The sequence below is a fragment of the Actinacidiphila cocklensis genome (assembly GCF_907177275.1).
GTDB lineage: Bacteria > Actinomycetota > Actinomycetes > Streptomycetales > Streptomycetaceae > Actinacidiphila > Actinacidiphila cocklensis.
The window spans coordinates 156,303-169,876 of sequence record NZ_CAJSLV010000047.1 but is presented as its reverse complement, the minus strand read 5'-3'; the positions used below and the strand labels follow the sequence as shown (position 1 = coordinate 169,876).

5 protein-coding genes, 1 tRNA gene and 2 rRNA genes are annotated in these 13,574 nt (G+C 70.6%); 7 read left to right on the top strand and 1 reads right to left on the bottom strand.

The features are described 5' to 3' along the window. From NFU81_RS11020 to NFU81_RS11005, 4 genes are all read left to right on the top strand, one after another. Positions 1-80, top strand: a 23S ribosomal RNA gene (locus NFU81_RS11020); the annotation flags it as partial. An 86-nt stretch (positions 81-166) separates the two neighbouring features. Further along, positions 167-283, top strand: a 5S ribosomal RNA gene (gene rrf, locus NFU81_RS11015). A gap of 134 nt (positions 284-417) precedes the next feature. Next, a complete protein-coding gene (locus tag NFU81_RS11010) occupies positions 418-1,146 on the top strand; it encodes a DegT/DnrJ/EryC1/StrS family aminotransferase (protein WP_251488148.1) in 729 nt (242 codons plus the stop codon). A 94-nt stretch (positions 1,147-1,240) separates the two neighbouring features. Further along, positions 1,241-1,313: transfer RNA gene (locus NFU81_RS11005), tRNA-Thr, on the top strand. A 68-nt stretch (positions 1,314-1,381) separates the two neighbouring features. On the opposite strand, the gene NFU81_RS11000 is transcribed toward NFU81_RS11005, so the two are convergent. Then, the gene (locus NFU81_RS11000; RefSeq protein ID WP_251488174.1) at positions 1,382-4,021 is read right to left on the bottom strand and encodes a SpoIIE family protein phosphatase; all 2,640 of its coding nucleotides are present in this window, start codon (positions 4,019-4,021) and stop codon (positions 1,382-1,384) included. A 309-nt stretch (positions 4,022-4,330) separates the two neighbouring features. On the opposite strand from NFU81_RS11000, the gene NFU81_RS10995 reads away from it, so the two are divergent. The 3 genes from NFU81_RS10995 to NFU81_RS10985 all read left to right on the top strand — a co-directional run bounded on the left by NFU81_RS10995 (position 4,331) and on the right by NFU81_RS10985 (position 13,498). Continuing rightward, entirely contained in the window at positions 4,331-9,715 is a 5,385-nt protein-coding gene (locus NFU81_RS10995) for a HAMP domain-containing protein (protein ID WP_251488145.1), read from the top strand. Between the two features lie 234 nt (positions 9,716-9,949). Beyond that, on the top strand, positions 9,950-10,636 hold the full coding sequence (locus NFU81_RS10990; RefSeq protein WP_251488142.1) for a response regulator: 687 nt from the start codon (positions 9,950-9,952) through the stop codon (positions 10,634-10,636). Positions 10,637-10,792: 156 nt separating this feature from the next. Continuing rightward, positions 10,793-13,498, top strand: coding sequence for a DNA translocase FtsK (locus NFU81_RS10985; protein WP_251488139.1), 2,706 nt, complete (start codon positions 10,793-10,795; stop codon positions 13,496-13,498). Positions 13,499-13,574 lie beyond the last annotated feature (76 nt).

Here is a 13,574-nt window from a genome sequence, read left to right as displayed (position 1 = left end):
CGACTGGGTTGATAGGCCGGATGTGGAAGCCCTGTAAGGGGTGGAGCTGACCGGTACTAATAGGCCGAGGGCTTGTCCTCAGTTGCTCGCGTCCACTGTGTGGTTCTGAAACAACCAGCCACCACAACCCCCCCATGTGTGGGGTGTGGTGTGTGTTTCATGGTGTTTCGGTGGTCATAGCGTTAGGGAAACGCCCGGTTACATTCCGAACCCGGAAGCTAAGCCTTTCAGCGCCGATGGTACTGCAGGGGGGACCCTGTGGGAGAGTAGGACGCCGCCGAACAATTATTAGAAGAAGCCCCGGCCCCCGAGCTTTGTCTCGGGGGCCGGGGCTTTTTTGCTGCCCGTTACCCGGTGTTCACGTCGTGCAGAGACTCTGGGCGCCCCGACAGGCGGAGGCGTGGAGACGTGCAGCAGATGACGATTGCCGGACGGCGGCACAGGATCGCTTCGGACACGACGGCCACCGCTCTGCGCGAGGCGCTGGTGAAGCTGGGGATAGGGGCAGGCGACGAGGTCATCGTGCCCTCGTTCGGGCCGGGTGCGCCCGCCGACGCCGTACGACTGGCCGGTGCCGTACCGGTCTTCGCTGACATAGACCCGCGGACGTTCTGCCTCGACCCGGAGGCGGTCGCGGCCGGCATCACTTCACGGACGGCGGCCATACTCCCGGTTCACGTGTTCGGGCACCCTGCACCCATGTCGCAGCTCAACGAGCTGGCCGATCGCCGTGCGCTGGCCGTGGTCGAGGAGGGTACGGAAGGCGGCTGCGCCGAGGACGAGGGGGCCGTCGCCAGGCGCCGTGCCCACGCACGCTTCCTGGACTCGGCGTTGAAGGGCGTCGTGGTGCCGTACACCGAGCCGGGGGCACATCACCTCTACCACCGCTACACCGTGCGGATACCGGGCAACGGGCGGCCCGACAGGGACGCCTTCGCGGCCGCCCTGGCCGCCCGTGGGGTGCGGGCGACGGTGAGCGTGCCCGTACCGGTGCACAGGATGCCCGCGCACCGTTCCGGGGCGGTCCTGCCGCAGACCGAGCTGGTGGCCGCGGACACGCTGTCGCTGCCGGTCCACCCGGGCATCACGCAGCGGGAGTTGACGCACATGGCGGACACCTGCAACGCGCTGGGCGGGCTGATCTGACGCCGGCCGACGGCGGTCGGCGGGTCCCGCTGACCAGCTGTTCGGCCGAGTTTCCCGCACGGCCGTTCATGGGCTACGATCTTCCCGTCGACGCGCCCCAATAGCTCAGTCGGTAGAGCGTCTCCATGGTAAGGAGAAGGTCTACGGTTCGATTCCGTATTGGGGCTCTGACAAGGAAAGGCCTCCCGCCACCGGCGGGAGGCCTTTCTGTATATGCGGGGTGGCCGGCGGGCAGTCAGCTCGCCGGGAGGGCCGGCACCCGCATGGCGAGGATGGCCATGTCGTCGGAGGGCGCGTCCGAGGCGAAGCGCTCGACGGCCCGCTGGATACGCGCCGCGACCGCGCCGGCCGTCAGGCCCGTACACGTGGCCAGGACGTCCGCCAGGCCGTCGTCGCCGAGCATCCTGCTGCCCTCACGGCGCTCGGTCACGCCGTCGGTGACGCAGAGCAGGACGTCGCCCGGGTCGAGGGTCACGGACTGCTCGACGAGTTCCAGGTCGTCCATGACGCCCAGCAGCGGCTGCGGGTCTGCCGCGGGTTCCACCGTGCCGTCGGGGCGCAGCCGCAGCGGCAGTGGATGGCCCGCGCAGACCATCCGCAGTACCGCGCTGCCGTCGTGCTGCGGCCACAACTCGCCGTAGAGCAGGGTCAGGAAGCGGCTGCGGGCGCCCTCGTCGAGGATGGCCGCGTTGAGGCGTTCCAGGACCGCGGGGCCGCCGAAGCCCTCGCGGGCCAGCAGGCGCAGGGCGTGCCGGGCCAGGCCGGTCACGGCGGCGGCCTCGGGACCCGTGCCGCAGACGTCGCCGATCGCGAAGCCCCAGCAGCCGTCGCGGATCGGGAAGAGGTCGTAGAAGTCGCCGCCGACCTCGTTGCCCTCGCCTGCGGCGCGGTAGACGACCTCGACCTCGACGCCGGGGACGTGCGGCAGCTCCGGCGGGAGCAGGCTGCGCTGGAGAGCCTGGCTGATGGCGGTGCGCTCGCTGTAGAGGCGGGCGTTGTCCAGGGCGAGGGCGGCACGTCGGGAGAGGTCCTCGGCCAGTTCCAGGATCTCCTGGCGGAAGCGCTCGTCCGACGGCTTGCCGAGGGTCAGCATCCCGATGACGCGGTTCCGGGCGACCAGCGGCAGGACGACCGTCTCGCCGCCCACCGCGGCGGCCGTGGCGAGGGCCACGCCGGGGGTGCTGGGCGCGCGGCCGGCGATCGTCCCCGAGCCGCTGGGGCCGACGCCCAGGCTGCGCAGGGAGGCGCGCAGCGCGCTGGAATGTGCCGCGTCGGAGGGTGCCGTCCAGGCGCGGGCGCCGGGGGTCGGGTCCGGCTCGGGGGCGCGGACCTGGGACAGCAGCGCCTTGATGCCGTCGATGCGGTCCTCGTCCTCGTGCAGGACGAAGGCGAGCTCCGGCTCCGACTGCTCGGCGATCGTGTAGACCGCGCACCAACTGGCCAGGGTGGGCACGGTCATCTGGGCCATCAGCGCCAGCGTCTGGTCGCGTTCCAGGGTGCCGGCCAGCAGGTCGGAGGCCTCGACGAGGAAGGACAGTGAGCCGCGGCGGAGCCTTTCCAGCTCGGTGAGCCTGGCGCTCTCCACGGCCAGCGCGATCCGGTCGGCCGCGAACTGGAGCCGCAGGGCCTCCTGGTTGGAGTAGCGGCCCGGTGCCTCGGCGGCGACCCCGAGGGAACCGGTGAGCCGGCCCTCGACCTTGAGCGGCACCGTGACGACCGAGCGCATCCCGGTGCCGGACAGCAGCGGCACCGCACCCGGCACCGCTGTCAGGTCCTCGTGCACGGCGGGCATGCGGGCGCTGCCGTACCGCCCGGTGCCGGCCTCGACGGGTACCCGGGCGAAGCGCTGGCGGGCGGACGGCAGTCCTGTGGAGGCGCGTACTTCGAGTTCGGTCTCGTCGTCGGTGGCCAGCAGCAGGTAGGCGGCGTCCCCGTCGAGCATGTCGCGGGCGCGTTCGACGGTGCGCTGGAGCAGGCTGTCGAGGTCGTCGGGTGCGGGCGAGCCGATGAAGACCTCGAAGGCGTCCGCGTTCTTGCCGCGCTGCACCAGGCCGGTGTCCGAGGGCGCGTTGCCGCGGGCCGGGGTCTGCAGGACGGCGCGCTCCTCGACGCGTACCAGCAGGCAGACGGTGGAGGGCTCGCCCGAGGTGTCGCGGACCCGGAGGTGGGAGCCGTAGACCGGCAGGACCCTCCCGTCGCCGTTGCGCAGCCCGTACGTGCCCTCCCAGCGGGACAGTTGGAGGGCCTCGGCCAGGCCGATGCCGGTGCCGGGGGTCTGCGGCCAGGCGGTGAGGTCGGCGAGCGACTTGCCGACGACGTCCTGCGCGGGGTGGCCGAACAGGTCGGCCGCGTCGTCGTTCCAGCGGGTGATGGCGCCGCGGCTGTCGACCTGGACGACGGCGACCCTGACCCGCTCGTCGGCGACCGGCAGGTCCGCGGCGGGGAGCAGCGGGCCGGCGGAGCGGGTGCCGGCGGGGCGCTCGGGCAGGTCGAGCTGGAACCAGACGTGCTTGCCGGCCGCGGTGTACTCGACGCCCCAGCGGCTGGCGAGCGCAGCGCACAGCAGCAGTCCGCGGCCGCCTTCGTGGTCGGGGTCGCGGTGCGCCCGGCCGCGGCCCTGCAGCGGCACCTCGCGCTCGGGGTAGTGGTCGGCGACCTCGACGCGTACGGCCGTCTCGTAGCGCATGCAGCGCACGTCGGCGGCGGTGCCCGCGTGCACCACGGCATTGGTGACCAGTTCGCTGGTCAGCACCACGGCGTCGTCCACGACATCGGCGAAGCCCCAGCCGTGCAGGGTGTCCCGCACGAAAGCTCTGGCCACGGCGACCGACCGCCCCACCGGTTCGAAGCTGGCCGATGCCCGAGCCGTGATCACGGATCTCCTCTTGACGGATTCGGTGGTGTCCCGCAGCAGGCGGCGGGTCGCGCCACGGTCGGTCTCCCGCCCGTGCACCGTGCGTCGTACTGCCATCAGGCAAGGCTAGTGCGTAGCGCCCCGGGCGTCAGTTGCGGCTGTCAAACCGGAACGTGCTGTGCCGTATGCGGTGTGTGCGCGCGTCTAGCGCCAACGACCTCGCTACGTACGGGTTACGCGGGATGTTGTCGGCCCGGTAGGTGGAGGTGGAACACTGGAGGCGCCTAACTCGGGTACATGCAGGTCGATCGACCCTCCAGGAGGGACACGGTGGAGTCTGGCGCATCGGCGCGGGGCGCAGTCACGCGTACGAAGAACGGGCGTTCCCGGGCCGGCGGGACCGTAGAGGTCGATTCTGCCGCGCTCACCAAGCTGCTTGCCGCGCTTGCCGCGATGCGGGACGGCAATTTCCGCCGCCGCCTGACGGTGACCGGCGACGGGGTGATGGCGGAGGTCGCGGCCGTCTTCAACGAGGTCGCCGACCGCAACCAGCACCTCACGGGGGAGCTGGCGCGGGTGCGCCGGGTCGTCGGCCGGGAGGGCAAGCTCACCGAGCGGCTGGAGACGGGAGCGTGCGAGGGCGCCTGGGCGGCCGCCATCGAGGCCTCGAACGCGCTGGTGGACGACCTGGTACGGCCGGTGTCCGAGGTGGGCCGGGTGCTGTCGGCGGTGGCCGAGGGCGACCTGGAGCAGCGCATGGACCTGCGCGCGCAGAACCCGGACGGGTCCGCGCACCCGCTGCGCGGCGAGTTCCTCAAGGTCGGCCGTACGGTCAACGGCCTGGTCGACCAGCTGTCCGCGTTCACCGACGAGGTGACCCGGGTGGCCAGCGAGGTCGGCACCGAGGGCAAGCTCGGCGGGCAGGCGAAGGTCCGGGGCATGGCGGGGTCCTGGAAGGACCTGACGGACTCCGTCAACACCATGGCGTACCGGCTGACCGCGCAGGTCCGCGACATCGCGATGGTGACGAACGCGGTACTCAAGGGCGACCTGTCACGCAAGGTCACCGTGCATGTCGCGGGCGAGATGCAGGAGCTGAAGAACACCGTCAACACGATGGTGGACCAGCTCTCCTCGTTCTCCTCCGAGGTGACCCGGGTCGCCCGGGAGGTCGGCACCGAGGGCGAGCTGGGCGGCCAGGCGCAGGTGCCGGGTGTGGCCGGGGTCTGGAAGGACCTCACCGACTCGGTGAACCTGATGGCCGGCAACCTGACGGCCCAGGTGCGGGACATCGCGCAGGTCACCACGGCGGTCGCGAACGGCGACCTGACGCAGAAGATCACCATCGGCGCGCGCGGCGAGGTCGCGCAGCTCGCCGAGACGATCAACGCGATGACCGAGACGCTGCGGACCTTCGCCGACGAGGTGACCAGGGTCGCCGGTGAGATCGGCGCCGAGGGCCAGCTCGGCGGGCAGGCGCAGGTGCCGGGTGCTGCGGGGACGTGGAAGGACCTCACCGACTCGGTGAACACCGCCTTCCGCAACCTGACGGCCCAGGTGCGGGACATCGCCCAGGTCACGACCGCGGTCGCGGGCGGCGACCTGTCGCAGAAGGTCACGGTGGACGTCTCCGGCGAGATGCTGGAGCTGAAGAACACCGTCAACACGATGGTCGACCAGCTGTCGGCCTTCGGCGCCGAGGTGACCCGGGTGGCCCGCGAGGTCGGCGTCGAGGGCATCCTCGGCGGGCAGGCGCAGGTCCCGGGTGCTGCGGGGACGTGGAAGGACCTCACCGACTCGGTGAACACCGCCTTCCGCAACCTGACCGGGCAGGTCCGCAACATCGCCCAGGTCACCACGGCGGTCGCCAACGGCGACCTGTCGCAGAAGGTCACGGTGGACGTCTCCGGCGAGATGCTGGAGCTGAAGAACACCGTCAACCGGATGGTCGACCAGCTCGGATCCTTCGCCGCCCAGGTGACCCGGATGGCCACCGACGTGGGCACGGAGGGCCGGCTCGGCGGTCAGGCCCGGGTGGACGGGGTCAGCGGCACCTGGAAGGACCTCACCGACTCCGTCAACTTCATGGCGGGCAACCTGACTTCGCAGGTGCGGCAGATCGCCCAGGTGACCACGGCGGTGGCCCGCGGCGACCTGTCGCAGAAGATCGACGTGGACGCGCGCGGCGAGATCCTGGAGCTGAAGAACACCATCAACACGATGGTGGACCAGCTGTCCTCGTTCGCGGAGCAGGTGACCCGGGTGGCCCGCGAGGTGGGCACCGACGGGCGGCTCGGCGGGCAGGCGCAGGTGCCGGGTGTCGCCGGTGTGTGGCGGGACCTGACCGACTCGGTGAACTTCATGGCCGGCAACTTGACCGGCCAGGTCCGCAACATCGCGCAGGTCGCCACGGCGGTCGCGCGCGGCGACCTGTCGCAGAAGATCGACGTCGATGCGCGCGGCGAGATCCTGGAGCTGAAGAACACCCTCAACACGATGGTGGACCAGCTGTCCTCGTTCGCCGAGCAGGTGACCCGGGTCGCGCGCGAGGTGGGCACCGAGGGCATCCTCGGCGGCCAGGCCGAGGTCAAGGGCGTCAGCGGCACCTGGAAGGACCTGACGCAGTCCGTCAACTTCATGGCCAACAACCTGACCAGCCAGGTCCGCAACATCGCTGACGTCACCAGCGCGGTCGCCCAGGGCGACCTGTCGCGGAAGATCACCGTCGACGCCAAGGGCGAGATCCTGGCGCTGGTCACCACCGTGAACACGATGGTCGACACGCTGTCGGCCTTCGGTGACGAGGTGACCCGGGTGGCCCGCGAGGTGGGCACCGAGGGCCAACTCGGCGGCCAGGCGCGGGTCCGTGACGCGTCGGGCATCTGGAAGGACCTCACCGACAACGTCAACCTGATGGCGAGCAACCTGACCAGCCAGGTGCGGTCGATCTCCTCGGTGGCCACCGCCGTCGCCAACGGCGACCTGACCAAGAAGATCAACGTGGACGCGCGCGGCGAGGTCGCGCAGCTCGCCGAGACCATCAACACGATGGTGGACACGCTGTCGGCCTTCGGTGACGAGGTGACCCGGGTGGCCCGCGAGGTGGGCACCGAGGGCATCCTCGGCGGCCAGGCGCGGGTGCCGGGCGTCAGCGGCACCTGGAAGGACCTCACGGAGTCCGTCAACGGCATGGCGTCCAACCTGACGGGCCAGGTGCGGCAGATCGCGCAGGTGACCACCGCGGTGGCCCGCGGAGACCTGTCCAAGAAGATCGACGTGGACGCGCGCGGCGAGATCCTGGAGCTGAAGACCACCATCAACACCATGGTGGGGCAGCTGTCCGCGTTCGGTGACGAGGTCACCAGGGTGGCGCGCGAGGTGGGTACGGAGGGCAGGCTCGGCGGCCAGGCCCGGGTGCCCGACGTCTCGGGCATCTGGAAGGACCTGACCGAGTCCGTCAACCTTATGGCCAACAACCTGACCAGCCAGGTGCGCAACATCGCGCAGGTCGCCACCGCGGTGACCCGTGGCGACCTCAACCTGCGGATCGACGTGGACGCCGCCGGCGAGATCCTGGAGCTGCAGGACTACATCAACACGATGATCGTCCGGCTCCGCGAGACCACGCTCGCCAACAAGGAGCAGGACTGGCTCAAGGGCAACCTGGCGCGTATCTCCGGCCTCATGCAGGGCCGCAGGGACCTCGGCGACGTGGCCGCGCTGATCATGAGCGAGCTGACCCCGGTGGTCTCCGCGCAGCACGGCGCCTTCTTCCTGGCCGAGGACACCACGGAGGTCGGCGAGGAGTACGAGCTGCGGCTGCGCGGCAGTTACGGCTTCTCCCGCAAGACCATGTCGACGGTCTTCCTGCCGGGCGAGGGGCTGATCGGGCAGGCCGCGGTGGAGAAGCGGTCGATCCTCATCGAGCATGTCCCGCCGGGTTATCTGAAGATCACCTCGGGGCTCGGCGACGCTCCGCCGTCGCACGTGATCGTGCTGCCGGTGCTGTTCGAGGGCCGGGTGCTGGGTGTCATCGAGCTGGCCGCCTTCCAGCCGTTCACCCAGATCCAGAAGGACTTCCTCAACCAGATCACCGACATCATCGCGATCAGTGTCAACACCATCAGCGTCAACACCAAGACCGAGGGCCTGCTCAAGCAGTCCCAGGAGCTGACCGAGCAGTTGCAGGAACGGTCGGCGGAGCTGGAGAACCGGCAGCGCGCCCTGCAGCTGTCGAACGCCGAGCTGGAGGAGAAGGCCGAGCTGCTGGCCCGGCAGAACCGCGACATCGAGGTCAAGAACACCGAGATCGAGGAGGCCAGGCAGGTCCTGGAGGAGCGCGCCGAGCAGCTCGCCGTCTCGATGCGCTACAAGTCGGAGTTCCTCGCCAACATGTCGCACGAGCTGCGCACCCCGCTCAACTCGCTGCTGATCCTTGCGAAGCTGTTGGCCGACAACGCCGACGGCAACCTCTCTCCCAAGCAGGTCGAGTTCGCCGAGACCATCCACGGCGCCGGTTCCGACCTGCTGCAGCTGATCAACGACATCCTGGACCTGTCCAAGGTCGAGGCGGGCAAGATGGACGTCTCGCCGACCCGTATCGCCCTGGTGCAGCTGGTCGACTACGTGGAGGCCACCTTCCGGCCGCTGACGGCGGAGAAGGGCCTGGACTTCTCCGTGCGGGTGTCGCCGGAACTCCCGGTCACCCTGCACACCGACGAGCAGCGGCTGCTGCAGGTGCTGCGCAATCTGCTGTCCAACGCGGTGAAGTTCACCGACAGCGGTTCGGTGGAGCTGGTGATCAGGCCGGCCGGCAACGAGGTGCCGCAGTCGATCCGCGAGCAGCTGCTGGAGGCCGGCACCCTGCGCGAGCCGGACCAGCCGCTGATCGCTTTCTCGGTGACGGACACGGGCATCGGCATCGCGGCCGGCAAGATGCGGGTGATCTTCGAGGCGTTCAAGCAGGCCGACGGCACCACCAGCCGCAAGTACGGCGGTACGGGCCTGGGCCTGTCGATCAGCCGGGAGATCGCGCGGCTGCTCGGCGGCGAGATCCACGCCGACAGCCAGCCGGGCCGCGGCTCGACGTTCACGCTGTACCTGCCGCTGAACCTCGGCGAGATCCCGCAGGTGATGCCGCAGCTGCCGGCCGGTACCAGCGACCGGGACACCGCGGCCGCGGGCCGTACCCGCAACCCAGGCAGCAGCCTGGCCAGGCTCCGCCGCCGCTCGGCCCAGCCGGCCCCGCTGCCCGCCGCGCACGGGCAGAACGGCGCCGCGCACGAGTCGTGGGCCGTGGAGAGCCAGCCGGCCGCCTACTCGGGCTTCTCCGGCGGTTTCAGCGGCGAGAAGGTGCTGATCGTGGACGACGACATCCGCAACGTCTTCGCCCTCACCAGCGTCCTGGAGCAGCACGGCCTGACCGTGTTGTACGCCGAGAACGGCCGTGAGGGCATCGAGGTGCTGGAGCAGTACGACGACATCGCGATCGTGCTGATGGACATCATGATGCCGGAGATGGACGGGTACGCGACGACGACGGCGATCCGCAAGATGCCGCAGTTCGCCGGGCTGCCGATCATCGCGCTGACCGCGAAGGCGATGAAGGGCGACCGGGAGAAGAGCATCGAGTCCGGCGCATCGGACTATGTCGCCAAACCGGTGGACACCGACCATCTGCTGACGCTGATGGAGGAGTGGATGCACGCCCGCTGAAGAAAAAAGTTGAAGTTTTGCCAACTCGCTCGTCTGACGGGGTGTGAGGGCGAGAGGATCAGGGAACCTTCTCGTCTCCGCCGGCGTTTTCGGTGTGTGGTGAGTGACGTGGCGGTGACAGGGTGTGGCGAACGGCGGGGTGCGGCTACCATGACCGGCACAAGGACGGGCGGCGCGACAGAGTCGTCCCCGGGGGCGGCGACCGGCGTGGTGCCGGGGCGAGGAGGGCGGGCCATGGTGCAGAAGGCCAAGATCCTCCTGGTCGATGACCGGCCGGAGAATCTGCTTGCGCTGGAGGCCATTCTCTCGGCGCTCGATCAGACTCTGGTCAGGGCATCGTCCGGGGAGGAAGCGCTCAAAGCGCTGCTCACCGACGATTTCGCGGTGATCCTGCTCGATGTCCAGATGCCGGGCATGGACGGGTTCGAGACCGCGGCGCACATCAAGCGGCGGGAGCGGACACGGGACATCCCGATCATCTTCCTGACCGCGATCAACCACGGCCCGCACCACACCTTCCGGGGTTACGCGGCGGGCGCGGTCGACTACATCTCCAAGCCGTTCGACCCGTGGGTGCTGCGGGCCAAGGTCTCGGTCTTCGTCGACCTGTACATGAAGAACTGTCAGCTGCGTGAGCAGGCGGGACTGCTGCGGCTGCAGCTGGAGCAGGGTCTGCCCTCCGGGGCGGAGTCCAACGGCTCCAAGGAGCCCGCGGGACTGCTGGCCGAGCTGTCCGCCCGGCTGGCGGCCGTAGAGGAGCAGGCCGAGGCGCTGAGCAAGCAGCTCGGCGAGTCCGCCGACGCGGCGGCCGTGGCGACCGCCGCCCACCTGGAGCGCAAGCTCACCGGCCTGCGCCGGGCGCTGGACGCGCTGGAACCGGGCAGCAGTGGGGGTATCGTGCGGCAGGCCACCGGGGACTGACCCCGCGGGGTGCGGTGAGTACGGGTCCGGTCCGCTGGGGGGCCGGACAACGCCGGTTGACGCCACGTCAACGCCGTGGCGGCGGCGGCCCGACACGAACGGGCGTATCCGCGAGCACGCGTGTTCCCCGATCACAAGGGCGGTAACCTCGGCACCATGGCCCCACGTACGTCCGGCACCGCCAAGAAAGCCCCGGCGAAGCCTGCGGCCAAGAAGCCCGCCGCGAAGAAGGCCGCGGCCAAACCGCCCGCCAAGAAGGCGGCAGCGGCGCCAAAACCCGCGCCCAAACCAGCCCCTTCGCCGACCAGCGGCATCTACCGGATGTTCCGTGCGCTGTGGCTCGGCCTGGCGCACACCGTGGGTGCCGTCTTCCGCGGCATAGGGCGCGGCGCCCGCGGCCTGGACCCCGCACACCGCAAGGACGGCCTCGGCCTGCTGCTGCTCGGCCTGACCCTGGTGGTCGCGGCCGGCACCTGGTCCAACCTTCGCGGCCCGGTCGGCGACCTGGTCGAGATGCTGGTCACCGGCGCCTTCGGCCGGCTCGACCTGCTGGTGCCGCTGCTGCTCGGCGCGGTCGCCGTGCGCCTGATGCGGCACCCGGAACAGCCCGAGGCAAACGGCCGGATCGTGATCGGCCTGTCCGCCCTGGCCATCGGCGCGCTCGGGCTGATCCACCTGGCCTGCGGCGCACCGACCCGCAGCGACGGTGCCACGGCCCTGCGGGACGCGGGCGGCCTGATCGGCTGGGCCGCCGCCTCACCGCTGGTCTACACCGTCGGCACGTTCCTGGCCGCACCGCTGCTGCTGCTCATCACCGCCTTCGGGCTGCTGGTGGTCACCGCCACCCCGGTCGCCGCCGTACCGCAGCGGCTGCGGGCGGCCGGCGCGCGGCTCGGCCTGTACGCCCCGCCGCCGGACCCCGACGCCGTACCGCTGGAGGAGTTCTTCGACGCGGACGAGCCGGACGCCCTGTCCGGCGCCTGGGACGACGAGGACGAGTCGCCGGTCCGCCGGCTGCCCACCAGGTTCGGCAAGGTGAAGGACGAGCCGTACGACGTCGACAGCGACCTCGGCGCCGACGGTCTCCCCGCCGGCGACGAGCCCAAGCCGCGTCGCAGGCCCCGCCGCCGCCCCGAGGCGCTGCCCGGAACGGCCCAGGCCTCCGACGCGGTGGACGTGGCGGCGGCCGCCGCGGCGGCACTGGACGGCGCGGTGCTGCACGGGCTGCAGCCCTCCCCGCTGGTCGCCGACCTGACCACCGGAATCAGGAAGCCGGTGCCCGCCGCCCGCGCGGAGGAGGACACCGGCTCCGGCGTCCCCGACCTCACCAAGCCGTCCGCCGACCCCGGCGAGCCGCTGCCGCCGCGCGCCGAGCAGCTGCAGCTGTCCGGCGACATCACCTACGCGCTGCCCTCGCTCGACCTGCTGGAGCGCGGCGGCCCGGGGCGCACCCGCAGCGCCGCCAACGACGCGGTGGTCGCCTCGCTGACCCAGGTCTTCAAGGAGTTCAAGGTCGACGCGGTCGTCACCGGCTTCACCCGCGGCCCGACCGTCACCCGCTACGAGGTGGAGCTGGGCGCCGCCGTCAAGGTCGAGCGGATCACAGCACTGGCCAAGAACATCGCCTACTCCGTCGCCAGCCCGGACGTCAGGATCATCAGCCCCATCCCCGGCAAGTCCGCAGTCGGCATCGAGATCCCCAACAGCGACCGCGAGATGGTCAACCTCGGCGACGTGCTGCGCTCCGCGGAGGCCGCGGGCGAGGACCACCCGATGACGGTGGCGCTCGGGAAGGACGTCGAGGGCGGCTACGTGATGGCCAACCTCGCCAAGATGCCGCACGTCCTGGTCGCGGGCGCCACCGGCTCCGGCAAGTCGTCCTGCATCAACTGCCTGATCACCTCCGTGATGGCCCGCGCCACCCCGGACGAGGTCCGCATGGTGCTGGTCGACCCCAAGCGCGTCGAGCTGACCGCGTACGAGGGCATCCCGCATCTGATCACGCCGATCATCACCAACCCCAAGCGGGCCGCGGAGGCCCTCCAGTGGGTGGTGCGCGAGATGGACCTGCGCTACGACGACCTGGCCGCGTACGGCTTCCGGCACATCGACGACTTCAACGCAGCGGTGCGCTCGGGCAAGGCCAGGACACCGGAGGGCAGCGAGCGTGAGCTGACGCCGTATCCGTACCTGCTGGTCATCGTCGACGAGCTGGCCGACCTGATGATGGTCGCGCCGCGCGACGTCGAGGACTCGATCGTCCGGATCACGCAGCTGGCCAGGGCTGCCGGCATCCACCTGGTGCTCGCCACCCAGCGGCCCAGCGTCGACGTGGTCACCGGCCTGATCAAGGCCAACGTGCCCTCCCGGCTGGCCTTCGCGACCTCCTCGCTCGCCGACAGCCGGGTCATCCTCGACCAGCCGGGTGCCGAGAAGCTCATCGGCAAGGGCGACGGCCTGTTCCTGCCGATGGGCGCGAACAAGCCGACCCGGATGCAGGGCGCCTTCGTCACCGAGGACGAGATCGCCAAGGTCGTCGACCACTGCAGGGCGCAGCTCACCCCGTCGTACCGCAGCGACGTCACCGTCGGCAGCGGTCCGAAGAAGGAGATCGACGAGGAGATCGGCGACGACCTGGACCTGTTGTGCCAGGCCGCGGAGCTGGTGGTCTCCACGCAGTTCGGCTCGACATCGATGCTCCAGCGCAAACTGCGTGTGGGATTCGCCAAGGCGGGCAGGCTGATGGACCTGATGGAGTCGCGCGGCATCGTCGGTCCCAGCGAGGGGTCCAAGGCGCGCGACGTGATGGTGAAGGCGGACGAGCTGGACGGCGTGCTGACCGAGATCCGCGGCGGGGCCTGACCGCGGCCGCGGCGGGTGCCGCAGCGACACGCGGTGGCGGCCGAAAAGCGGTCGTATTTTCCAGGCAACCGTTTGA